This is a genomic window from Paraburkholderia sediminicola, assembly GCF_046030555.1.
GTDB lineage: Bacteria > Pseudomonadota > Gammaproteobacteria > Burkholderiales > Burkholderiaceae > Paraburkholderia > Paraburkholderia sediminicola_E.
In genome coordinates this window covers 143,502-165,733 of sequence record NZ_JAQQCH010000005.1, presented here as the reverse complement: position 1 = coordinate 165,733, position 22,232 = coordinate 143,502, and the positions used below count along the sequence as shown (strand labels likewise).

Here is a 22,232-nt window from a genome sequence, read left to right as displayed (position 1 = left end):
ACAAGGCCCCTATGACAACTGGCTCGCGATGGGCTAAAACGCCTCGTGCACTTCGATGCAGCGTGATTCACGGGCTATCGCGTGTCGGTCTGCCGGTTGTGTCGCGGGTTGTACCTTATTCCTGGCGGTCGGTGCGCGCCGTCGTGCTGTGTGGCCTGTCCGTCGTGGCCGGTTTGCTCGCAGCGCCCGAGGCCCACGCGGTCTACGCGATCGCGCAATACGGCGAGCCGAAATATCCGGCCGATTTCAAGCACTTCGACTACGTCAACCCGGATGCGCCGAAGGGCGGCACGCTCGTGATGGCGAATCCGAGCCGGCTCACCAGCTTCGATAAATTCAATCCGTTCACGCTGCGCGGCAATACCGCGCCGGGCGTGGATCTGACGTTCGAAAGCCTGACCATCGGCAGCAGTGACGAAGTGGCCTCCGCCTATGGCCTGCTCGCCGACGACATCAATATTGCACCGGACGGCTTGTCGACCACCTTCCACATCAATCCGCGCGCACGCTTTTCGAACGGCGATCCGGTCACCGCGAACGACGTCAAATTTTCACTCGACACGTTGAAAAGCCCGCAAGCCGCGCCGCAATTCGCGTCGATTTTCGGCGAGATCACGCGCGCAGTAGTCGTTGACCCGTACACGATCCGTTTCGAGTTTCGCCAGCGCAATCGGGAGTTGCCGCTGCTGGCGGGCAGTATGCCCGTGTTCTCGCACAAGTGGGGGATGAAGCCGGACGGCAGCCGGATCGCGTTCGTCCAATTGGCGTTTGAGAAACCCATTGCCAGCGGACCCTATCTGATCGACCAGTACGACAATGGCCGCACGATTACGTATCGGCGCGATCCGAACTATTGGGGGGCGACGTTGCCTGTGCGGGTCGGCACGAACAATTTTGACCGGATCGTCTACAAGCTGTATTCGGATAACACGGCGCGGCTCGAGGCGTTCAAGGCGGGCGAGTACGACGTACTGGTCGAATACGTCGCGCGCAATTGGGTGCGGCGCGACGTCGGCAAGAAGTTCGACAACGGCGAGCTGATCAAGCGCGAATTTCCGCAACATAACGGCACCGGCATGCAGGGCTTCGTACTCAACACGCGGCGGCCGCTGTTCCAGGACGTGCGGGTGCGCAAGGCGCTCGATCTCGCACTCGACTTTCAGTGGCTGAACCGGCAACTTTTCTTTAACCAGTACACGCGCATCGACAGCTTCTTCGCCAATACGGATTTGCAAGCGAAGGGGGTGCCAACGCCTGGTGAGTTGGCGCTGCTCGATCCGTGGCGTTCCAGGCTCGATCCGGCCGTATTCGGCCCGCCGCCGAAGCAGCCGGACACCGATCCGCCGGGCTCGCTGCGCGCCAATCTGCTGCAAGCGCGCGCGTTGTTGCAGCAGGCGGGGTGGACCTATCGTGACGGCGCATTGCGTAACGCCAAAGGTGAGCCATTCCAGTTCGAGATTCTCGACGACTCCGGCTCGTCCGCGCAGTTCGAGCCGATCGTCGCGACGCTCATCCGCAATCTGCAGAAGCTTGGCATCACCGCGTCGTTTCGCGTATCCGACTTCGCGGTCTATCAGAAGCGACTCGACGCATTCGACTTCGACACGACCACGATCCGTATGGCGGACGTGCAGGTGCCCGGTTCGGAGCAGATCGACCGGTTCGGCAGCAAGGCCGCGGACACGCCGGGCTCGGACAACGTGATCGGGCTGAAGTCGCCGGCTGTCGATGCGATCCTGAACGGGCTCGTGCATGCGCAGACGCGGGAGCAACTAATCGACGCGACGCATGCGCTCGACCGGGTGCTGATGCATGGCTACTATGTGATTCCGCAGTGGTACAGCGCGTCGCATCGGGTGGCGTTCAAGCGTGGTCTCGCGTGGCCAAAGACCTTGCCTCTGTACTATGGCGCGGAGGGCTGGGTCACGTCGATGTGGTGGTATGCACAGCCGCACCAGCCGCACCAGCCGCAGCAAGCGCAACAGCCGCAAGCCCTGGCGCGCTAAAGCGTCATTCACTCATCGCCTTCGCACCGGAAACGACGCCATGTGGAGCTACATCCTCAAACGCCTGCTGTTGATGATCCCGACCTTGCTCGGCGTGCTGACGCTGACCTTTGTCGTGATCCAGTTCGTCCCCGGCGGCCCGGTCGAACAGATGCAGCACGAACTGCGCAAAGGCGCGGAGAACGGGGCGCCGTTCGGTCTGCGTGCGCATACCGGCGTCGACGCGCAGCAGATCGCGCAACTGAAAGTGCTATATGGCTTCGACAAACCGCCGCTCGAACGCTACGTCCTGATGCTAAAACGCTTCTCGACGTTCGACCTCGGTCAGAGCTATTTCCGTCATCAAAGCGTGTGGTCGCTGATCGTTTCGAAGTTGCCGGTGTCGATCAGCATCGGCTTATGGACTTTCTTCCTGACGTACCTGATATCGGTGCCTCTGGGTATCGCCAAGGCGGTACGCAACGGCTCGCGCTTCGATATCGCAACGAGTCTCGTCGTGTTAGTCGGCTATGCCATTCCGGGTTTTGTGCTGGGCGTGCTGTTGCTGGTGCTGTTCGGCGGCGGCAGCTTCCTGCAACTCTTCCCGCTGCGCAATCTCACCTCGGATAACTGGGCGCAGTTGAGTTTTGGCGGCAAGATCGTCGATTACCTGTGGCATATCACGTTGCCGATCACGGCCTCGGTGGTGGGCAGTTTCGCCGTCGTCACAATGCTGACGAAAAATGCCTTCCTCGACGAAATCCGCAAGCAATACGTGCTGACCGCGCGCGCCAAAGGTTTGTCGGAAAAGCGTGTGTTGTGGAAGCACGTGTTTCGCAATGCGTTGTTGCCGCTGATCGTCGGATTCCCGGCGGCGTTTATCGGGGCGTTTTTCACGGGGAGTCTGCTGATCGAGACGCTGTTTTCGCTCGACGGACTCGGCTTGCTGTCGTACGAATCGGTGGTGCGGCGCGACTATCCGGTCGTGCTCGGCACGCTCTATCTATTCACATTGATCGGTCTTGCGACCAAGCTGATTTCCGATCTTTGCTATGTGTGGGTCGATCCCCGCATCCAATTCGAACAACTGGAGCGCTGATGAATCGAGCCCGTCTTTCAGCCGATGCGGCGGCGCGCACCGAACCGGCTCGCGCTTTCGTGTCGCCTACGCCGGCGCGCCGCGTCTGGCGGCGTTTTCGTCAGCAGCGCCTTGGCTACTGGAGTCTGATCATTTTCGTCGTCGCGTTTGCGGCGAGCCTCGCGGGACCGCTGTGGTCGAACGACAAGCCACTCGTGGTGCGCTACGAAGGGCAGTTGTATTTTCCGATGTTCAAGACCTACGCGGAGACGACCTTCGGCGGCGATTTCCCGACGCCCGCCGACTATCTCGACCCGTATATCGAGCGTCGTTTCGACACGCCGGGTAATTTCGCGGTGTATCCGCCGAACCGGTACTACTACGACACGCTGAATTATTTCTCGAAGGAACCGAACCCGGCGCCGCCGTCGCGCGATAACTGGCTCGGCACGGACGACCGCGGCCGCGATCTCTTCGCACGTCTGCTGTACGGTTTTCGCGTGTCGGTGGAATTTGGCCTGGTGCTGACCTTGATTGGCACCGTGCTCGGGATTGCCGCGGGCGCCGTGCAGGGTTACTTCGGAGGACGTACCGATATCATCGGGCAGCGTCTGATCGAAATCTGGAGTGCCATGCCGGAGCTTTACCTGTTGATCATTTTCTCGTCGATCTTCGAGCCGGGGTTCATTCTGCTGATCGTGCTGCTGTCGTTGTTCGGCTGGATCGGTTTGTCCGATTACGTGCGCGCGGAGTTTCTGCGCAACCGTCACCAGGACTATGTGCGTGCCGCGCGGGCGATGGGACTCTCGAACTGGCAGATCATGTGGCGGCACGTATTGCCGAACAGTTTGACGCCAGTGATCACGTTTCTGCCGTTCCGCATGAGCGGCGCGATTCTCGCGCTCACCAGTCTCGACTTTCTTGGGCTCGGCGTGCCGTCACCGACACCGAGCCTGGGCGAACTGCTTGCGCAAGGCAAGGCGAATCTCGACGCATGGTGGATATCGTTGTCCACTTTCGGCGTGCTGGTGGCGATGCTGTTGCTGCTGACGTTCATGGGCGATGCCCTGCGCAATGCGCTGGACACGCGCATCTCCGACGCCATGCGTGCAGGAGGCAACCAGTGAGCGCCATGGTGGAAAACAACGCAAAACAAGGCACGACGCCGCCGCTGCTAGAACTCGATCATCTGCATGTGACCTTCGGCGACACGGTTGCGGTGAACGACGTGACGCTCGCGATCCAGCGCGGCGAGCGGGTCGCGCTGGTCGGTGAATCGGGTTCGGGCAAGAGCGTGACCGCACTGTCGATCCTGCGTCTGTTGAGCGATGCGCAAGTGAGCGGATCGATCCGCTTCGACGGCGAAGATCTGCTCGCAAAAAGCGAACGCGAGATGCGCGGCATGCGCGGCTCGGCCATCGCGATGATTTTCCAGGAGCCGATGACAGCGCTCAATCCGCTCTATACGGTCGGCGACCAGATTGCGGAGACGATCGTCGTGCACGACGGCGTAACGGCGAACGAGGCACGTAAGCGCGCCGTGGCGTTGCTGGGGCGCACAGGCATTGCCGAGCCCGGCAAGCGTGTGAACAGCTATCCGCATCAGCTCTCGGGCGGTCAGCGGCAGCGCGCCATGATCGCGATGGCGCTCGCGTGCCGCCCACGCCTGTTGCTGGCCGACGAACCGACAACGGCGCTCGACGTGACGATCCGCGCGCAGATCGTCGACCTGCTGCTGGAACTGCAACGCGACGAAGCCGAGAAACGCGGCATGGCCGTGCTGCTGATCACGCACGACCTGAATCTGGTGCGGCACTTCGCGCAACGCATCGCCGTGATGGAGAGGGGCGTACTCGTGGAAAGCGGGCCGGTCGAGCAGGTATTCGAGTCTCCGCAGCATCCGTACACGCAACGTTTGCTGGCGAGCCGTCCGCAGCGCACGGTGGTCCCTGTGCTGCCGATTTCACCGGTGCTGCTCGAAGCGCGCGATGTTTCGGTCGATTTCAAAACGAAACTGCCGGGCTGGAGCGGCTGGTTCCGCTCGGGGCACTTTCGTGCCGTCGCCGATGCGAATGTGTCGGTGCGCCAGGGCGAGACGCTGGGGATCGTCGGCGAATCGGGTTCGGGCAAATCGACGCTCGCGATGGCGTTGCTTGGCTTGCAACGCACCGCGCACGGTGAGATCGAATTTCAGGGCAGGGTGCTCGGCAGCTATCGCGGCGCCGAACAGACCGCCTTACGCTCGAATATGCAGGTTGTCTTTCAGGACCCGTTCAGTTCGCTGTCGCCGCGCCAGACCATCGAGCGGATCGTCGGCGAAGGGCTGGCGTTGCATCGGCCGCAAATGAGTCAGGAGGCGCGGCACGACAAGGTGGTATCGGTCCTGCGCGAAGTTGGGTTGGACCGCACGGTGCTGTATCGCTATCCGCACGAGTTCTCCGGCGGCCAGCGTCAGCGAATTGCGATTGCGCGTGCTCTGGTGCTGGAGCCGCGCATTCTGATCCTCGACGAACCGACCAGCGCGCTCGACGTGTCGATCCAGCAGCAGGTGCTGAAACTGCTCGCCGGGTTGCAACAGAAGTACAACCTCGGCTTCGTTTTCATCAGCCACGATCTGGCCGTGATCGGGGCGATGGCGCATCGTGTCGCGGTCATGCAAAACGGTTCAATCGTCGAAAGCGGCGACGTTGAGCAGATTTTTGCGACACCGGCGCATCCTTACACTCGAAAGCTGCTGAAAGCGGCGCTTGACCACTGATTTTGCACTCTTTCACCAATTGGGTGCGTGTCTCGATTGTATTTTTCTATTTGTTTTGACACACGAATACTTACTGGCTAGTATCGACCAAACTTTTTCCGTAGCCCACTGATTTTTAGGCAAAAAATACCGACCAATGCAGCACAGAAACCTAACCCAGGCTTGCACGCGCGTCGTCGCCGGGATGTTCATTGGCGTCTTGATGGCAGCAGCTCCCGGCGCTTTCGCCGACGAAGTAAGCAGTTTTAATCAGAATGCCTCATATTCGACCCCCAGCGGGTCGAATTCTTTGTCTCCCCTCAATTCGCAATCCGCCGCGCCTGACAGCGACGGCGGCGCCAAATCGTTCCTGTCCGGCATGGCCGGAAAAGCGGGCGACGTGGTGGTCGGCGCGCTGAACATGATCGGCGTTCGCTACCGTTGGGGTGGTAATACGCCCGATTCGGGGCTCGATTGCAGCGGTTTCGTTCGTTACGTGTTCCAGGACACGCTCGGTATGGCGCTGCCGCGCCGCGCCGAGGAAATGAGCCGCGTCGGCGAGAAGGTTCGCGTCAGCGACCTGAAGCCGGGCGATCTGGTCTTCTTCAATACGATGCGCCGTACGTTCTCGCACGTCGGCATCTATATCGGCGACAACAAGTTCGTGCATTCGCCTTCCACGGGCAGCACGATCCGCGTCGACGATCTGGATAGCGGCTACTGGGAAAAGCGTTTCACGGGTGCACGCCGGATCGAGACGTCCTATCAGGAAGGTGACGATCTGCGCAAACGCGTGAATGCCTCGATTGGTGGTAATCAGTAACTGATTTAGCCCGCACCGGCGGTTGGGGTGTGAAAAAAAGCCTGCTTCGTTCGAAGCAGGCTTTTTGCGTTTGAACTTGCCGATGTGTCGGCGAATCATTCGCGCCGTACCCCAGGCTATGTCCGCGCCGCGCGCGTGAGGACAGCCGAAGTGCCGGTCGCTGTAACCGGCGCTTTCCTCGGCTTAAGCCGCGATGCGGCTCGCGGCTAGCTTGCGTTGCAACTCCGGCATTATCTTCGCCACTGCTTCCTCACCGGCCAGGATCGCTGCGTTGCGCTGCGAGAAATCGCTGCCGCTCATGGCTGCCAGATTCGGCCGGATCACGACGTCGGCGTACTTGTCGAGTTCGTAGGTCTTGATCGTCTGGCCCATGATCGTGAAGGTCTGCATCAGCACGTCGAACGAACTGACAGTGAGACCGCTTTCCGGGCGCTGAGAAATGTCCACGGCGATCACGAAATCCGCGCCCATCTTGCGTGCGAACGAGGCGGGCACGGGGCTTACCAGGCCGCCGTCCACATATTCGTGGCCGCCGATCTTTACCGGCTCGAAAATCGACGGCACGCTGCATGACGCACGCACCGCAATGCCGGTGTTGCCGCGCTGGAACAGGATCGGCTGGCCGGTCCCCAGATCGGTGGCGACCACGCCGAGTGGCTTGACCATTTTCTCGATCGGACGATTGTTGAGCGTCGTATTCAGGTAGTTCTGCAACGCGATGCCTTGCAGAAAGCCGCGCGTGCGAAACGGCATGGCCCAGTCGCTGATTGACGCTTCGTCCATGGTCAGCGCGAGCTTGTTCAGCGCAAAGCCGTTCATTCCCGAGGCGTACAGCGCACCGACTACCGAACCCGCGCTCGTGCCGGCCACCAGATCGACCTGGATATTGCGCGCCTCGAGTGCCTTGATCACGCCGATGTGCGCGAAGCCGCGCGCCGCGCCGCCGCCTAGCGCGAGCCCGACGCGGATCGTTCGCTGCGGTTTGTCGAGCGGTGGCATGCTGGTGGCCGGCGTGGCGGCAACCGGTGTGCTATCGGTCTTGCTGGCGCCGGTCGTGGTGCAGGCGGCCAGCAACGCGGATGCGGCCGCCAATGAGAAGTGACGACGGGCGAGGCGAGGGGATGACGGTTTCAACGGGTTCTCCAGCAACGGCCAAGGGCGGCGCAATCGGCGCCACCTGTGCCGCGATCAGGCGGATAGTCAAACGGATCGGAGTGCCGGTGGCGATTCCATACGCTGTGGTTCTATCCCCACCCGCAGCGCGCGCACATCATAAATCAAAGCTCCGGGTGCGCGTTGACCCGGTAATGAAACGTTGCAGAGGAAGTGCTCGCAGGCTTCGCGAGCGCCTTGTGTGCTGCCGTTGGCCATTCGGACGAGGGCGGGCAACAGGTGTTCGGAAGGTATAATTCGGCTCTCGCATTTATTTCCTTCGTGTCCGTGTAAGGCGTTGTCTGCTGCACGGACGCGGTCCGCAGCCGCGCTTCACTGGCGATGTTTGCTACGGCGCCGGCGCCCGTCTTCCGAGTAACCGCTAATGACCACCTCCGTCCGTACCCGTTTCGCACCGAGTCCCACCGGCTTCATCCACCTCGGCAACATTCGCTCCGCGCTTTATCCGTGGGCGTTCGCGCGCAAGATGAAAGGGACCTTCGTGCTGCGGATCGAGGACACCGACGTCGAGCGCTCCACTTCCGAATCCGTCGACGCCATTCTCGAAGGTATGGCGTGGCTCGGCCTTGACTTTGACGAAGGCCCGTTCTATCAGATGCAGCGCATGGACCGTTACGGCGAAGTGCTCAAGCAGATGCAGGACGCAGGGCTCGTGTATCCGTGCTACATGTCCACGGAAGAACTGGACGCACTGCGTGAACGTCAGCGTGAGGCCGGCGAAAAGCCGCGCTATGACGGCACGTGGCGCCCGGAACCCGGCAAGGTCTTGCCGGAGCCGCCGGCGGGTGTGCAGCCCGTGCTGCGTTTCCGCAATCCGCTCACGGGTGTAGTCGCATGGGACGACGCCGTGAAGGGACGTATCGAGATCTCGAATGAAGAACTCGACGACCTCGTGATCGCGCGCCCGGACGGCACACCGACCTACAACTTCTGCGTGGTGGTGGACGATCTGGACATGCGCATCACGCACGTCATTCGTGGTGACGATCACGTGAATAACACGCCGCGGCAGATCAACATCCTGCGCGCGCTGGGCGGTGAGCCGCCGGTCTACGCGCACTTGCCGACCGTGCTGAACGAGCAGGGCGAGAAGATGAGCAAGCGTCACGGCGCGATGAGCGTGGTGGGTTATCGCGACGCAGGCTTTCTGCCAGAAGCCGTGGTCAACTATCTGGCGCGTCTGGGCTGGTCGCATGGCGATGCGGAAATCTTCACGCGTGAGCAGTTCGTCGAATGGTTCGATCTGGAGCATCTGGGCAAGTCGCCGGCTCAGTACGACCACGACAAGTTGAACTGGCTCAACGCGCACTACATCAAGGAAGCGGACAACGCGCGCCTCGCGGAGCTTGCAAAGCCGTTCTTCACTGAACTGGGTATCGACGAAGCCGCCATCGCACAAGGCGCCGATCTGACGTCGGTGGTGGGCTTGCTGAAGGACCGCGCGTCGACAGTGAAGGAAATCGCCGAAAATGCCGCGATGTTCTATCGCGTGCCCGCCCCCGAAGCCGATGCGCTTGCGCAGCACGTCACTGATATCGTGCGTCCGGCGCTTGCCGAGCTGGCTGCTTCGCTCAAGACGGTTGAGTGGACCAAGGAAGCGATCGCTGCGACATTGAAGGCAACGCTCGGCGCACACAAGCTGAAGATGCCGCAACTGGCCATGCCGGTTCGTCTGCTGGTGGCGGGCACCACGCATACGCCGTCGATCGACAGCGTGCTGATGCTGTTTGGTCGCGATGTTGTGGTGAGCCGTATCGAAAAAGCGTTGGCTTAAGCGCGTTCCTGCATGCCTTGAGATTGTTTGCATGCGACTTGCGAAAAAAGTCGCATGCGATTGCTCAAAGGGTATTTACAAAGCGCAAATTGGCCTCTAAAATCTCGTTTCTGTTCTGCAAGGGGGGTATAGCTCAGCTGGGAGAGCGCTTGCATGGCATGCAAGAGGTCAGCGGTTCGATCCCGCTTACCTCCACCATCAGAGCAGAGTGAAGTGGTTCCGAAGTCTGGAGCTTGTAGCAAAAAAGACTTCACAAACAGCTGTAACGTAGTTAGAATATTGGTCTTTGCTGCTGACGGAACAAAGTTAGCCTGAAGTTAAGGCGAGTTAGCGGCAAGATAAAGACAGATCTGAAAAGATTATGTCCCCTTCGTCTAGAGGCCTAGGACATCACCCTTTCACGGTGAGTACAGGGGTTCGAATCCCCTAGGGGACGCCAAACATCAGCGTCGCTTGGAAGTAGTGAAGCAGCGCAGCTTGCAGAGAAAAAACCAACGCTCGCAAGTCATGATGGGAAAACTGGAGTGGTAGTTCAGTTGGTTAGAATACCGGCCTGTCACGCCGGGGGTCGCGGGTTCGAGTCCCGTCCACTCCGCCAGACAAAGCCCGTTCATGCGAACTTGAACGGGCTTTTTCATTAAAGGTGTAAGCAGTACGTTGTCCCCTTCGTCTAGAGGCCTAGGACATCACCCTTTCACGGTGAGTACAGGGGTTCGAATCCCCTAGGGGACGCCAAGACATCGGCGTCGTTCATTGATCAATGTGAACGGTGTAGTTGGTGAAATGAGCAAAGCTCACAAGCCACGATGCAAAAATCTGGAGCGGTAGTTCAGTTGGTTAGAATACCGGCCTGTCACGCCGGGGGTCGCGGGTTCGAGTCCCGTCCGCTCCGCCAGATTTTAAGAAGCCCTCTTCGAAAGAAGTGGGCTTTTTTTATTTCCGCGGTCAGTTTGCCCGGGTATCGTCCGGGTATGCTCGGGACAAACAGCCATTGCCAGCGCGCGCGGCCTGTTTTACCGTTGACCCGACTCATCTTCGTCGCTCCACCATGTTCGATCCAACCGAAGCTCCGTCACCGTTTCATCTGCGCAGCGCCAGCATGGACGATTTCGAGTTCGCCGAGGCGCTGACCCGCGATAACATGGGTGGCTACTATCGCCGGCACCATCTGGTCTGGCGTGGCGATCTGTTTCTCGGCAGCTGGCGCGAGTCGGAGAATTTCATTCTCGAAGTGGACAGCCAGCCAATCGGCGTGCTGCGCATCACGCAAGAAGGCGATTCTCTGCATATTCGCGACGTGCAGATCGCTGAAGGGCATCGGCGGCTCGGCGCCGGCACGTATCTTCTCGATATGTCCCATCAGTGGGCGCGCGAGCGCGGGCTGCGCGAGTTGCAGTTGCGTGTGTTCGTCGACAATCCTGCCGCGCGGCTGTATCAGCGCAAGGGGTACAAGCTGACGGGACCGCGTCTGGCGCAACTCGGGGCGATCCGTCATCTGGCGCGGCGTGTCTGACTCAACGCGGTTGACTCACTGAGTTTGACTCACCGCATCTGATGCAACGCGGCTAACGGTTGTGAGCTATGCCGTCACTTTCGCGCTGTCTCTTCATCAGTTTCTGTATCGCTAGGATTACCGCTCTCCACACGATGTTCGGAGCCGCGTTCGATGAATGCACGTGGACTTTCGCCGAATGCCCGCCGGAACATTGCCGAGAACGCACTCTGGCTCTGATAACCCAGTTCCTGCGCGACATGCGAAAGCGGCCGTCCTTGGCTCAACAGCGGAATCGCGCGCGCCAGAACTGCCTGCTGACGCCATTGCGAAAAGCTTACGCCCAACTCCTGACGAAACAGCCGCGCAATCGTGCGCGTACTCGCACCCACGCTCGATGCCCATTGTTCGAGCGAATCGCCGTTCGTCGGGTCTGCGATCACGGCCTCGCACAACGCGCGCAAGCGCTTCTCGTTGGGCATCGGCACGGACAGAGGCAGTGGCTCCGAACGCGTCAGTTCGTCGAGTGCGAGCGCACCTAGCAACTGTTCGCGCGTCGCCGAGATGCCAGGCGTATCGAGCGCGGCGATGACTTCACGCAGCAGATCCGATACTTCGACCACGCGTGGCGTATCCAGTCCTTCCGGGACGGTGCTTTCGGTAATGTATAGCGTGCGCAGAAAGGCATCCTCGACTGCGACCACTTCGTGTGTCACATGCGGCGGCACCCAGATCGCCCGGGACGGCGGCACCATCCACGTCGTACCGGTCGTCGCGACACGCAACACGCCGCGCGACGCATAGGCCACCTGTGCCCACGCGTGTGTGTGTCGTGCGATACGCCAGCCCGAGGGCATCAGCCGCGAGCGCACGCGGATCGGGTGCGTTTGCGTCGGCTGGAATTCAGGCGGGATGTCGGCGAAATCGTTCCGGCTCGACTGGACTGGGTCAGTGGGCGAATTCATGTTGAAGAGCGATCCAATGGACGTAACTCAAAAACCGCAGAGCCTGCAAACACGGAACCCACGAGTTCAGAGCGCTCGGGCACCGAGCCTTCAGGCGCATAGCGTTAGGAGCGCAGACCCGAAGGCCCAGACCCGAAGGCCCAGATCCAAAACCACCCGGGGCTTCTCATTGTAGGTGTTACGCCGGTGTCAACGTTGCATAATGTCCCGATTGCACGGATCCCGAGGAGGCCCCCATGAGCTTTGCAACCGCTGACTTGTGCGACGCGCACGAGGATCAACTGGCGCTCGGAACGCTGCGCGTCCTCGAACCGGTCTTCCATCTTTTCAGTCGCGCTGAGTGTTTCAGCGGCGAGGCGGTCACGCTAAAGGTGTTCGAAGACAACGCACTCGTACGCACCACGCTCGAGGAGAAGGGCGCGGGCCGGGTGCTGGTCGTCGACGGCGGGGGCAGTCTGCGTTGCGCGCTGGTAGGCGGCAATCTCGCGCAAATTGCTGAGCAGAATGGCTGGGCAGGCATCGTGCTGAATGGCTGCGTGCGCGATACGCTGGAACTCAATGAAGTCAATGTCGGGGTGGCGGCGCTGGCGACCTGTCCACGGCGTGGCCAGAAGCTCGGCACGGGCGAGCGTGACGTGCCGGTGCAATTGCCGGGCGCGCTGGTCCGTCCAGGCGAATGGATCTATGCGGATATCGACGGCGTGCTGGTGGCGAGCGCGCCGCTGAACTGAACCCCCGGCAACGGCCAGGGCATAAACCGGTAATCAAGGAGAGCAAACGACGATGCAGACCGTCTTTGTATACGGCACGTTGCGGGCCGGTGAAGTGAACGACATCAGTGAGGCCGCGGCGCGCAACGACGTCGCCGCACCGAATCTGCTCGGTACGGCCACGGTACGCGGCCATCTATTCGACTTTGGCTTGTATCCGGGCCTCGTGGTCGACGAAGCGGGCGTGGACGTCATAGGGGACGTCTACGAAATCAACGATGAACTGGTTGCGGTGCTCGACGAGATCGAAGCGGTGTATCCCGGCGTCGAAGATCGTTTCCTCGCGCGCGAAGTGATCGTGAAAGTAGACGGTAACGTCGTGAACTGCCGCTTCTATCCAGTGGCTCCCAATGCGGTGAAAGGCCTTCCGGAAATCAGGTCGGGCGATTGGGTCGAGTATCGCAGCGCGCGCTGAGGGCGCGTAATTCGCCGACCGCGAACTCACCGCGCACACACGACGAACGCATAGCGGGCACATAGCAGCACATCGCGAGCGCATAAAAAAACGGCCCGGCAGGCATACGCCTGTCGGGCCGTCCGGTCGGTCAGCCTTGCGACCCGGGCCGCTCTTTCATCTTGCGTGGCGGGTGAAAGCGGGCCCGGTACGACGTCGTTATTGCTGGTAAATCAGGCTGATGCATGAGGCCGTTCAGGCGCCTCAGATTTCCTCGTACAGCGGCAGCGTCAGGAAGTCGGTGAACTGCTCCGACGTCGACATTTCTTCGAAGATCTGTGCGGCACGATCGTACGGCTTCGTATCGCCGCTGACTGCCTGCTTCACCTTGTCGAGTTCTTGCGCCGACAACTCGCGCACCAGCTCGGCCGTGACCTTGCGGCCGTCTTCGAGCTTGCCCTTCGGCGAGCGAATCCATTGCCATACTTGCGAGCGCGAGATCTCCGCAGTGGCGGCGTCTTCCATCAGGTTGTGAATCGGCACGCAGCCATTGCCTGCGAGCCACGAACCCAGGTAGTGAATGCCGACGTTGATGTTGTTGCGCAGACCGGCTTCGGTGATCGGCGCCTCAGGACGGAAGTCCGTCAGATCGGTCGCCGTGACGAGCACGTCGTCGCGCTGCTTGCCGATCTGGTTCGGTTTGTCGCCGAGCACCTTGACGAATTCTTCCATCGCGATCGGCACGAGCCCCGGATGCGCGACCCAGCCACCGTCGTAACCGTCGCCCGCATCGCGTGCCTTGTCCGAGCGCACACCGCCCATTGCCTTGTCGTTCGCGGCCGGATCGTTCTTGATCGGGATCAGCGCACTCATGCCGCCGATTGCCGGCGCATTGCGGCGATGGCAAGTCTTCAGCAACAGCAGCGCATAGGCACGCATGAACGGCGAAGTCATGGTGATCTGCGAGCGGTCGGCGAGACAGAAATCGCGGTCGTTCTTGAACTTCTTGATCGCCGAGAAGATGTAGTCCCAACGGCCAGCGTTCAGACCCGAGCTGTGTTCGCGCAGCTCGTACAGGATCTCGTCCATTTCGAACGCGGCGACGATCGTCTCGATCAGCACGGTCGCGCGAATTGTGCCGCGCGGCACACCGACGGCTTCCTGTGCGGCGAGGAAGATGTTGTTCCACAGACGCGCTTCCAGATGGCTCTCCATCTTCGGCAGATAGAAGTAGGGCGCCGTGCCGCGCGCAACCTGTTCCTTCGCGTTGTGAACCATGAAGAGCGCGAAATCGAAGATGCCGCCGGAGACGCGTTTGCCGTCCACCGTTACGTGCTTTTCGTCCAGGTGCCAGCCGCGCGGACGCACGATCAGCGTGGCGACCTTGTCGTTCAGTGTGTACGACTTGCCGTTCTGTTCGAGCGAAATCGTGCGGCGCACCGCGTCCTTCAGATTGATGTGGCCGGTGATCTGGTTATCCCAGCTCGGCGCATTCGAATCTTCGAAGTCGGTCATGTACGAATCCGCGCCCGAATTCAGCGCGTTGATGATCATCTTGCGCTCGACCGGTCCGGTGATTTCCACACGGCGGCATTGCAGATCGTGCGGCAGCGGCGCGATCGTCCAGTCGCCTTCGCGCACGCTTTTCGTGGCGGCGAGGAAATCGGGACGCTCGCCGGCGTCGAGCCGCTTCGTGCGTTCCGCGCGCGCCTGCAACAGCTGCTGACGGCGCGGTTCGAACGTGCGATGCAGCGCGGCGACGAGTTCGAGTGCTTCGCGGGTGAGGATTGCTTCATAGCCCGGCTTGATCTCAGCCGTGATTTCCATGCCCTGCGGCAGCGACAGCGATGATTGCGATGACAGCGGATTCGCCATGGTTTCTCCTTGGTCGGTCAGATTGCAAAGGTGCAAATGTTGAGATGCGGTTGAATTGCGTCGTGGGGTTCAGGGAGTCGCCGTCATGTGCCAGGGCTGTGGCGCGTGCGGTTGCCACCTGGATTGCCCGTGCCGCTATTGCGGTCGGACGACGCAAGGGACTTCAGAAACGCGAGCAGATCGTTCATGCCTCCGCCCGCGCCGTGCGGCGTGACGCCGAGTTCTTCGGCTGGTGCGTTTTGCCGGTTAAGCCAGAAAGTCGTGAAGCCGAACCAGCTCGCGCCTGCCACGTCCCAGCCGTTCGACGACACGAAGACGATCTCGCGCGGCGGCGCATCGAAGGCTTGTGTGCCGAGCGAGTAGGCCGTGGGCGAGGGTTTGTAGGCGCGGACTGTGTCGACGGATAGAACATGGTCGAACAGGCCCGTCATGCCGGCGCTCTTCACGGCGATGTCGAGCATTTGCGGATTGCCGTTCGAGAGGATTGCGAGACCGGGCCGTGAGCCGGGTCTGCTGCACGCAGACGCAGACGCAGGCGATGCCGAAGGCGTGTCGCGCAACTGACGCAGCGTGGGCACGGCATCGGGGAAAGCGGACAGGCACGCATATTCGTCCATCAGACGCTTCTCTGCCGCGCGGCCCAGCGTGAGATGCAGTTTCTTGGTGGCGAAGCGCAGGGCGTCGAGCGTGATATCCCAGAACGGCCGGTAATGCGTGCCGGGTGCATCGGCCGGATCAGCGAGCGTACGCAACTGCGTGTATTCGATCTGTTTTTGGCGCCACAACTGCGACAGCGCGTCGCCGTGGCCGGGAAACATCTGCTCCGCGGCGGCGATTACCGAATGCACGTCGAAAAGCGTGCCGTACGCGTCGAAAATCACTGCTTTAGGGAAGGGTGTCGTTGTGGCCGACATTGCCGTGCACTCCTATCAGAGGTCAGGACGGATTGTATTAGTGATGCTATGCGCTAAAAAAGAGGCTAAAGATCACTTGATCTTTTACTTTCATACACCTAATCTGGCGCGCACCGACCACTTTCCCGTGTAGCCCCGAGGATTTCCTTCGCGGCGTTGCGGCTCCGCTACCCATGGACCGTTTCAAGCAGATCGAGACTTTCGTTACCGTCGCGGCCAAGGGCAGCCTGTCCGCCGCGGCGCTCGCCGAGGGCGTCGCCCCCGCGATCATCGGCCGTCGCATCGATGCGCTCGAAGAGCGCCTTGGCGTCAAATTGCTGGTGCGCACCACGCGCAAGATCACGCTGACCTTCGAAGGCTCGGCGTTTCTCGAAGATTGTCAGCGCGTCATCCACGACATGCAGAACGCCGAGGCCAGCGTGTCGGCGGGCGGCGTGAAGGCGAGCGGCCATTTGCGGCTGTCGGCGCCGGCCGGCTTCGGGCGCCGGCATGTTGCGCCGCTGGTGCCGCCCTTTACCGTCGCACATCCGGATGTGTCGATTACGCTCGATCTGTCCGACCGGCTGGTCGACCTTGTCAACGAAGGGTTCGACTGCGCCGTGCGGCTCGGCGAGTTGCCCGATTCGTCGCTGGTGTCGCTCAAGCTCGGTGAGAACCGCCGCGTGTGCGTGGCCTCGCCGTCGTATCTGAGCCGGCGCGGTTCTCCGCACACACTGGCCGATCTCGCGCACCACAACTGCCTCGCGCTTGGCGCGAGCGCCAATCAGCAGCGCGGCTGGATGTTCCAGCAGGGCGACAAGGTGGTATCGATCAAGGTGTCCGGCACGATGGAATGCTCGGACGGCGCCGTGCTGCACGAGTGGTGCCTCGAAGGTTATGGACTCGCATGGCGGTCGTGGTGGGAGGTCGGGACGGATATCGCGGCTGGCCGGCTCGTTAGCGTGCTCGACGAGTTCGCCGCACCGCCGATCGGCATCCATGCGGTTTTTCCGCAGCGCCGCCATTTGCCGCTGCGGGTTCGGCTGTTTCTGGACTTTCTCAAGCATACGTACGGCCACCCTGACTACTGGAATTGAGCGTGGTTGAGTTGCACCAGACGTTTGGTGATTGGGTGCAAGGCGCCCTTGTCCCGCATTGCACAAGCGTCGCGCAGGCCCGCGCAACGGGTTTCCGATATGCGGAAAGACCCGCACGACGGCCTTACCCGCATTTCTGCGAACTACAATCGATTGAAGCGGCTTCTATGTCGAGCCTCGTGGAACGCTGACGCCGCGCTGCGCGCAGCCGGCGACGGAGGGCATTATGTTCAGGCACATCCTGGTTCCGACAGATGGTTCAGACCTGTCACGCAAAGCGATAAACGGCGCCATCGATCTAGCGCAGGCAGTCGGCGCTCGCGTCACCGCCTACGCCTGTCTGCCGCAATATCCCTACTCGCCGTTCTCCGACGTCGTGATCGAGCCGCCGGTTGAATTTTTGCAACGCAGCGAGCGTGAGGCGCGGGTGCATCTGCGGGAAGTGGAGTTGGCCGCGCGCCGTGTCGGGGTCGCGGTCGAGAGCCGCACCAGCGTGCATCCAGCGCCCTACCTCGGCATCATCGAAGCGGCCGAGCAGGGCACCTGCGACGTGATTTTCATGGCTTCGCACGGACGGCGCGGCCTTGGCAGCCTGCTGATCGGCAGCGAGACGCAGCGGGTCCTGACGCATACGAAGATTCCGGTGATCGTGTATCGCTGAGGTGCACGCTCACGATTCCCGTCGCGAGCAGGTACGACATAGCAAAAAAACGCGCCGGCGATGAGACCGGCGCGTCCTATGCTCGCCGCACAATGCGTTGTGCTGGCTTTGGTTGCTCCTGCCATCTCTCCCTAGATCCAGCTATCAGGGCAGACCGGCTACGCCTGCCCTGATAGCTTTGCTCCTCCCTGACGGCGGCCCTCTCAGGGGCCGCTTTTTTGTCTGCCTTGCCGTTATCGCGATCAGACCGCGGGGGTCTTAAGCGACCTTCTTGTCGAAGAACTGTTCGTCTTCCGTCGAACCGTGCAGCGCGGTCGTCGACGCGTCGCGCTCGACCGTTTGCGTCACGGCGTCGAAGTAGCCGGTGCCGACTTCGCGCTGGTGCTTGACTGCGGTGAAGCCCTTTTCGGCCGCTGCGAATTCAGCCTGCTGCATTTCGACGAACGCGGTCATCTGGTTGCGGGCATAGCCGTACGCCAGGTTGAACATCGAGTAGTTCAGCGCGTGGAAGCCGGCCAGCGTGATGAACTGGAACTTGTAGCCCATTGCGCCGAGTTCGCGTTGGAACTTGGCGATGGTTGCGTCGTCCAGGTTCTTCTTCCAGTTGAACGAGGGCGAGCAGTTGTACGACAGCAGCTGGTCCGGGAATTCCTTATGGATCGCGTCGGCGAATTTCTTCGCGAACTCGAGGTCCGGCTTGCCGGTTTCGCACCAGATCATGTCGGCGTACGGCGCGTAGGCGAGGCCACGCGAAATCGCTTGTTCCAGACCCGGCTTCGTGCGGTAGAAACCTTCCACCGTGCGTTCGCCCGTCAGGAACGGCTTGTCGTTGTCGTCCACATCCGACGTGATCAGGTCGGCAGCTTCAGCGTCGGTGCGGGCCAGCAGCACGGTCGGCGTGCCCGAGACGTCGGCGGCCAGACGCGCGGCGGTCAGCTTCGCGATGTTTTCGCGGGTCGGCACGAGCACCTTGCCGCCCATGTGACCGCACTTCTTCACCGAAGCGAGCTGGTCTTCGAAGTGCACACCTGCCGCGCCGGCTTCGATCATGGCCTTCATCAGTTCGAACGCGTTCAGCACGCCGCCGAAACCGGCTTCCGCGTCGGCCACGATCGGTGCGAAGTAGTCGATATAGCCTTCGTCGCCGGGATTCTTGCCTTCCGACCATTGGATCTGGTCAGCGCGCGTCAGCGTGTTGTTGATGCGCTTCACAACGAGCGGCACCGAGTTTGCCGGGTACAGCGACTGGTCCGGGTACATTTCACCGGCCACGTTCGCATCGCCCGCCACTTGCCAGCCGGACAGGTAGATCGCCTTCAGACCGGCCTTCACCTGTTGCATAGCCTGGTTGCCGGTCAGCGCGCCGAGCGAGTTCACGAACGGCTCGTTGTTGACGCTTTCCCACAGCTTTTCCGCGCCGCGCTTGGCGAGCGTGTGTTCCACTTGCACCGAGCCGCGCAGACGGATCACGTCTTCAGCGGTGTACGTACGCTTCACGCCTTTCCAGCGCGGATCGGTTTCCCATTGCTGTTGAAGTTGTTTGGCTTGTTGTTCGCGGGACATGGTGTGCTCCTTGGTTGCCTGTAATGGATAAGTGACGCTTGTCTTCGTCGAAGCGGCTGGCCCCTTAAGGCGTTTCGTTTCGTGAAGTCTTATATAAGAGTCTAGGCAAATCGATCGTCGCGCAATAGCGGCCGAGGCGTGTTTTTGTAATTTTTATTCTGATTAAAAATCAATGGCTTACTCATAGCGTTCCGCATTGAGAAATGCCTTTTTCCATCTTGCAATAGGGTATCTTGTGCCTTGCAGCACGATTTTTTACGACGCAAAAAAATTTTCCACATCGTGAAATTTCGAGGGCCGACAAAGCAGGGACGAAAAAAAACCGGCGCCTGAGCACCGGTTTCTTTTGACTGATGGGCGGCGCGGGGCCGTCCGGGTCTTTTTTCAGGCCGCCTTACGTGCTGAACGAGTCACGTAAATAGCGTTTGCCTGATGACTGCTGAGTCGCTGCTTAGCTGCCGCGACGCGCCGTACGCGGACCGTCGCTGCGGCGTGCGCCGTAGCCGCCGTCACGCGAACCGCCGCCGAAGCCGCCGCCGCCTTCACGCGAACCGCCGCCGAAGCCGCCTTCACGCGAACCGCCGCCAGCCGACTTGCCGGCCCAGCCGCCGCCATTGCCGCTACCGCTGCGAGCGCCGCCGCCGTTACCAGCCGGCTTGCCAGCACCGCTGCCGCTGCCGAAGCGACGGCCAGCACCGCTGTTGCCACCGCCCGGACGGCCACGGCCGCCAAAGCCAGGACGGCCGCCGTTGCCCGACGGAGCCGACTTGCGCGGCTCGAAGCCTGCGACGACATTGACCGCCAGCGGGGTACGCACGAAACGCTCAATGCGCTTCAGCGCGCCTTGCTCGGCGTGGTGCACGAGGCTCACTGCGATACCCGAGCGGCCAGCACGGCCGGTACGGCCGATACGGTGCACGTAGTCTTCAGCGAACTTCGGCAGGTCGTAGTTGAACACGTGCGTGATGCCCGGGATGTCGATACCGCGAGCGGCGACGTCCGTGGCGACCAGCACGCGCACACGGCGCTCGCGCAAAGCCTTGATCGTGCGGTTACGCGCGCCTTGCGGCAGATCGCCGTGCAGAGCAGCCGATTCGAAACCAGCGTCGGCCAGACGGCCAGCCAATTGGTCAGCGTCCATCTTGGTTGCCGTGAAGACGATAGCCTGATCGAGGCCCTCGTCGCGCAGCAGATGGTCGAGCAGACGATCCTTGTGATCGCGGTCGTCAACATAGTGGACGGTTTGCGCGATGTTGGTACGTTGTTCGAGGCGTTGAACGATCTCGATACGTTCCGGATCCTTCAGCAGACGGCCGGTCAGCGAACCGATCTTGCCGTCGAGCGTAGCCGAGAACAACATGGTTTGACGCGAAGCCGGCGTAGCGGCGACGATCGTTTCGATGTCTTCGATGAAGCCCATGTCGAGCATGCGGTCGGCTTCGTCGAGCACGAGGATCTGCAGTTGCGACAGATCGATACGGCCGCGTTCCAGGTGGTCGATCAGACGGCCAGGCGTAGCAACCAGGATTTCCGGGTTCTTTGCCAGCAGCATCAGTTGTTGACCATAAGCGACGCCGCCCAGAATGCTGACGGTGCGCAGACGCTTGAGGTGCTTGCCGTACGTGGAAGCGGCGGTGGTGACCTGCATCGCGAGTTCGCGGGTCGGCGTCAGAACCAGCATGGTCGGACGGGCAACCGGTTGCGGACGGCGCGTGCGGGCACCGTCAGCCGGACGCGGCTCACGCGGCTGGCTGGCTTGTGCTTTTTGCAGTTGCGAGAAACGTTCAATAGCGGGCAGCATGAACGCGGCGGTCTTGCCCGAACCGGTCGGGCTCGAGACCATCAGATCGCGGCCAGCGATCGCAGCGGGGATCGCGCGTTGCTGAACCGGAGTCGGGTTTTGATAACCAGCGGCGGTCAGGGCGGAGACGACATCCGCGGACAGACCGAGCGACGCGAACGACGGGCCGGTCGGCGCTGCGGCTTCTGCGGCGACAGCTTCCGGAGCGGCAGCAACGGCTGCTTCCTGCACGGGTGCGTCGGCGAGACCGAGGGCTTGATCGGCGATGGCGTTCAACGGGCTGCTGGGGGTATTGCTCGAAGTCATGAGAATCCTTGGTACACAGGGAATTAAAACGTCGGCGCCAATCGGCATACCCAAGTCGTCGGATTCAGCGAGCAAAGAAGCAGCGAGCAAATCGAAAAACGGGGGCAGCTCGCGACAATAAAGGCGAGCTTTTCGTTAGAAGCTGTATCGGATGCGGCATGCCAACACGGCGCGCCGCCAGCCTGGGACATGATCGCCCGTAGGGGGCTAGGCAGGAGGGGACAGGTTCTAAACTGGATTGGAGCTAAACGCTACGAGGCGCTGCGCCGCAAAGGCCGCTAGAGGAGAGCCGGGCAAAGCAGTGAAGCGCAGGCAGCATTGTATAGGGTTTTGTTGCACTGCGCCACCGTTAAGAAGTTTCCTGGCGGAAAACTTCCGTTTGGCTGCCGAACGGGCTTAAGAAGCCTGCCCACAGCCTGCGCAGGAACCCGCTCGAGGATCTGGTCAGGAGGCCTGTGCCTTTTATGGAACCATTTAAGGACCACCCAGGCGACCTGCCTTGCAGTGGCCATTCCGGAATGACCTCCCGGAATGCCGTTTCGACAACGGATTTCGCCACGGGCCAGATTCAGGCCGCGGCGCCGCTCTTCAGTGATTCGACGAGATCGATGTATTGCTGCTTCGCGGCGTCCTGAGCGGTGCCCTTGAGGGCGGCCCACGCATCGTACTTGTATTTGCCGACGATATCGGTGAAGCCGGGTTTGTCACCGTGGACGTCGCCGTCGGTAGCCTGTTTGAAGAGGGCGTAGAGGCGCAGAAGCGTGAGATTGCCCGGACGCTCGGGCAGTTGCTTTGCATCTTCCTGGGCCTGGACGAATTGCGCGTTGATGTCTGTCATTGTGGTG

At 61.3% G+C, this 22,232-nt stretch carries 18 protein-coding genes and 5 tRNA genes; 16 read left to right on the top strand and 7 right to left on the bottom strand.

Going from position 1 to position 22,232, the window contains the following annotated elements; all coding sequences use genetic code 11:
* The first annotated feature begins 11 nt into the window (after positions 1 to 11).
* The 5 genes from PQQ52_RS10095 to PQQ52_RS10075 all read left to right on the top strand — a co-directional run bounded on the left by PQQ52_RS10095 (position 12) and on the right by PQQ52_RS10075 (position 6,623).
* The gene (locus tag PQQ52_RS10095; RefSeq protein WP_408209920.1) at positions 12 to 2,006 is read left to right on the top strand and encodes an extracellular solute-binding protein; all 1,995 of its coding nucleotides are present in this window, start codon (positions 12 to 14) and stop codon (positions 2,004 to 2,006) included.
* Between the two features lie 40 nt (positions 2,007 to 2,046).
* The gene (locus PQQ52_RS10090) at positions 2,047 to 3,084 is read left to right on the top strand and encodes a microcin C ABC transporter permease YejB (protein WP_266257344.1); all 1,038 of its coding nucleotides are present in this window, start codon (positions 2,047 to 2,049) and stop codon (positions 3,082 to 3,084) included.
* The gene (locus PQQ52_RS10085; protein WP_408209918.1) at positions 3,084 to 4,190 is read left to right on the top strand and encodes an ABC transporter permease; all 1,107 of its coding nucleotides are present in this window, start codon (positions 3,084 to 3,086) and stop codon (positions 4,188 to 4,190) included. Before PQQ52_RS10090 ends, PQQ52_RS10085 begins: the two co-directional genes overlap by 1 nt.
* 5 nt (positions 4,191 to 4,195) lie before the next feature.
* The gene (locus PQQ52_RS10080) at positions 4,196 to 5,821 is read left to right on the top strand and encodes an ABC transporter ATP-binding protein (RefSeq protein ID WP_408210332.1); all 1,626 of its coding nucleotides are present in this window, start codon (positions 4,196 to 4,198) and stop codon (positions 5,819 to 5,821) included.
* Positions 5,822 to 5,957: 136 nt separating this feature from the next.
* Entirely contained in the window at positions 5,958 to 6,623 is a 666-nt protein-coding gene (locus PQQ52_RS10075) for a C40 family peptidase (RefSeq protein WP_408209915.1), read from the top strand.
* Between the two features lie 183 nt (positions 6,624 to 6,806).
* On the opposite strand, the gene PQQ52_RS10070 is transcribed toward PQQ52_RS10075, so the two are convergent.
* Entirely contained in the window at positions 6,807 to 7,757 is a 951-nt protein-coding gene (locus tag PQQ52_RS10070) for a patatin-like phospholipase family protein (protein ID WP_408209913.1), read from the bottom strand.
* Between the two features lie 403 nt (positions 7,758 to 8,160).
* Here PQQ52_RS10070 and gltX point away from each other — a divergent pair, with 403 nt between their 5' ends.
* The 7 genes from gltX to PQQ52_RS10035 all read left to right on the top strand — a co-directional run bounded on the left by gltX (position 8,161) and on the right by PQQ52_RS10035 (position 11,083).
* Positions 8,161 to 9,570, top strand: a complete 1,410-nt coding sequence (gltX, locus tag PQQ52_RS10065) for a glutamate--tRNA ligase (protein WP_408209911.1) — start codon at positions 8,161 to 8,163, stop codon at positions 9,568 to 9,570.
* Between the two features lie 122 nt (positions 9,571 to 9,692).
* Positions 9,693 to 9,768: transfer RNA gene (locus PQQ52_RS10060), tRNA-Ala, on the top strand.
* 165 nt (positions 9,769 to 9,933) lie between these two features.
* A tRNA-Glu gene (locus tag PQQ52_RS10055) sits at positions 9,934 to 10,009 on the top strand.
* Between the two features lie 82 nt (positions 10,010 to 10,091).
* Positions 10,092 to 10,168 (top strand) — tRNA-Asp (locus tag PQQ52_RS10050).
* A 61-nt stretch (positions 10,169 to 10,229) separates the two neighbouring features.
* Positions 10,230 to 10,305, top strand: a tRNA-Glu gene (locus tag PQQ52_RS10045).
* Between the two features lie 83 nt (positions 10,306 to 10,388).
* Positions 10,389 to 10,465, top strand: a tRNA-Asp gene (locus PQQ52_RS10040).
* 153 nt (positions 10,466 to 10,618) lie between these two features.
* Complete coding sequence (locus PQQ52_RS10035; protein WP_408209908.1) at positions 10,619 to 11,083, top strand: GNAT family N-acetyltransferase; 465 nt, start codon at positions 10,619 to 10,621, stop codon at positions 11,081 to 11,083.
* Positions 11,084 to 11,157: 74 nt separating this feature from the next.
* Here PQQ52_RS10035 and PQQ52_RS10030 read toward each other — a convergent pair whose 3' ends face one another.
* A complete protein-coding gene (locus PQQ52_RS10030) occupies positions 11,158 to 12,027 on the bottom strand; it encodes an AraC family transcriptional regulator (protein WP_408209905.1) in 870 nt (289 codons plus the stop codon).
* Positions 12,028 to 12,263: 236 nt separating this feature from the next.
* Here PQQ52_RS10030 and rraA point away from each other — a divergent pair, with 236 nt between their 5' ends.
* Together rraA and PQQ52_RS10020 are read left to right on the top strand one after the other, a co-directional pair.
* A complete protein-coding gene (rraA, locus tag PQQ52_RS10025; RefSeq protein ID WP_408209902.1) occupies positions 12,264 to 12,758 on the top strand; it encodes a ribonuclease E activity regulator RraA in 495 nt (164 codons plus the stop codon).
* 52 nt (positions 12,759 to 12,810) lie between these two features.
* The gene (locus PQQ52_RS10020; RefSeq protein WP_408209899.1) at positions 12,811 to 13,212 is read left to right on the top strand and encodes a gamma-glutamylcyclotransferase family protein; all 402 of its coding nucleotides are present in this window, start codon (positions 12,811 to 12,813) and stop codon (positions 13,210 to 13,212) included.
* A 243-nt stretch (positions 13,213 to 13,455) separates the two neighbouring features.
* Here PQQ52_RS10020 and aceB read toward each other — a convergent pair whose 3' ends face one another.
* Both aceB and PQQ52_RS10010 read right to left on the bottom strand, forming a co-directional pair.
* Positions 13,456 to 15,066: a malate synthase A gene (gene aceB / locus PQQ52_RS10015; protein ID WP_408209897.1), complete on the bottom strand. Its 1,611-nt coding sequence runs from the start codon at positions 15,064 to 15,066 to the stop codon at positions 13,456 to 13,458.
* Positions 15,067 to 15,149: 83 nt separating this feature from the next.
* Complete coding sequence (locus PQQ52_RS10010; RefSeq protein ID WP_408209894.1) at positions 15,150 to 15,980, bottom strand: (S)-2-haloacid dehalogenase; 831 nt, start codon at positions 15,978 to 15,980, stop codon at positions 15,150 to 15,152.
* A 173-nt stretch (positions 15,981 to 16,153) separates the two neighbouring features.
* On the opposite strand from PQQ52_RS10010, the gene PQQ52_RS10005 reads away from it, so the two are divergent.
* Both PQQ52_RS10005 and PQQ52_RS10000 read left to right on the top strand, forming a co-directional pair.
* Positions 16,154 to 17,056, top strand: a complete 903-nt coding sequence (locus PQQ52_RS10005) for a LysR family transcriptional regulator (RefSeq protein ID WP_408209891.1) — start codon at positions 16,154 to 16,156, stop codon at positions 17,054 to 17,056.
* Positions 17,057 to 17,282: 226 nt separating this feature from the next.
* Positions 17,283 to 17,717 (top strand): universal stress protein, encoded by a 435-nt coding sequence (locus PQQ52_RS10000; protein WP_408209888.1) that lies wholly within the window; start codon positions 17,283 to 17,285, stop codon positions 17,715 to 17,717.
* A gap of 258 nt (positions 17,718 to 17,975) precedes the next feature.
* On the opposite strand, the gene aceA is transcribed toward PQQ52_RS10000, so the two are convergent.
* From aceA to PQQ52_RS09985, 3 genes are all read right to left on the bottom strand, one after another.
* Complete coding sequence (gene aceA / locus PQQ52_RS09995) at positions 17,976 to 19,280, bottom strand: isocitrate lyase (protein WP_325046871.1); 1,305 nt, start codon at positions 19,278 to 19,280, stop codon at positions 17,976 to 17,978.
* Positions 19,281 to 19,731: 451 nt separating this feature from the next.
* Positions 19,732 to 21,387 (bottom strand): DEAD/DEAH box helicase, encoded by a 1,656-nt coding sequence (locus PQQ52_RS09990; protein ID WP_408209885.1) that lies wholly within the window; start codon positions 21,385 to 21,387, stop codon positions 19,732 to 19,734.
* A 568-nt stretch (positions 21,388 to 21,955) separates the two neighbouring features.
* Positions 21,956 to 22,225, bottom strand: a complete 270-nt coding sequence (locus PQQ52_RS09985; RefSeq protein ID WP_408209883.1) for an acyl-CoA-binding protein — start codon at positions 22,223 to 22,225, stop codon at positions 21,956 to 21,958.
* Between the last annotated feature and the right edge of the window lie 7 nt (positions 22,226 to 22,232).

Bases quoted from the DNA above. Each gene is read 5' to 3' on its own strand.
- PQQ52_RS10095 (WP_408209920.1), top strand. From the start codon at position 12: ATGACAACTGGCTCGCGATGGGCTAAAACGCCTCGTGCACTTCGATGC.
- PQQ52_RS10090 (WP_266257344.1), top strand. From the start codon at position 2,047: ATGTGGAGCTACATCCTCAAACGCCTGCTGTTGATGATCCCGACCTTG.
- PQQ52_RS10085 (WP_408209918.1), top strand. From the start codon at position 3,084: ATGAATCGAGCCCGTCTTTCAGCCGATGCGGCGGCGCGCACCGAACCG.
- PQQ52_RS10080 (WP_408210332.1), top strand. From the start codon at position 4,196: ATGGTGGAAAACAACGCAAAACAAGGCACGACGCCGCCGCTGCTAGAA.
- PQQ52_RS10075 (WP_408209915.1), top strand. From the start codon at position 5,958: ATGCAGCACAGAAACCTAACCCAGGCTTGCACGCGCGTCGTCGCCGGG.
- gltX (WP_408209911.1), top strand. From the start codon at position 8,161: ATGACCACCTCCGTCCGTACCCGTTTCGCACCGAGTCCCACCGGCTTC.
- PQQ52_RS10035 (WP_408209908.1), top strand. From the start codon at position 10,619: ATGTTCGATCCAACCGAAGCTCCGTCACCGTTTCATCTGCGCAGCGCC.
- PQQ52_RS10030 (WP_408209905.1), bottom strand. From the start codon at position 12,027: ATGAATTCGCCCACTGACCCAGTCCAGTCGAGCCGGAACGATTTCGCC.
- rraA (WP_408209902.1), top strand. From the start codon at position 12,264: ATGAGCTTTGCAACCGCTGACTTGTGCGACGCGCACGAGGATCAACTG.
- PQQ52_RS10020 (WP_408209899.1), top strand. From the start codon at position 12,811: ATGCAGACCGTCTTTGTATACGGCACGTTGCGGGCCGGTGAAGTGAAC.
- aceB (WP_408209897.1), bottom strand. From the start codon at position 15,066: ATGGCGAATCCGCTGTCATCGCAATCATCGCTGTCGCTGCCGCAGGGC.
- PQQ52_RS10010 (WP_408209894.1), bottom strand. From the start codon at position 15,980: ATGTCGGCCACAACGACACCCTTCCCTAAAGCAGTGATTTTCGACGCG.
- PQQ52_RS10005 (WP_408209891.1), top strand. From the start codon at position 16,154: ATGGACCGTTTCAAGCAGATCGAGACTTTCGTTACCGTCGCGGCCAAG.
- PQQ52_RS10000 (WP_408209888.1), top strand. From the start codon at position 17,283: ATGTTCAGGCACATCCTGGTTCCGACAGATGGTTCAGACCTGTCACGC.
- aceA (WP_325046871.1), bottom strand. From the start codon at position 19,280: ATGTCCCGCGAACAACAAGCCAAACAACTTCAACAGCAATGGGAAACC.
- PQQ52_RS09990 (WP_408209885.1), bottom strand. From the start codon at position 21,387: ATGACTTCGAGCAATACCCCCAGCAGCCCGTTGAACGCCATCGCCGAT.
- PQQ52_RS09985 (WP_408209883.1), bottom strand. From the start codon at position 22,225: ATGACAGACATCAACGCGCAATTCGTCCAGGCCCAGGAAGATGCAAAG.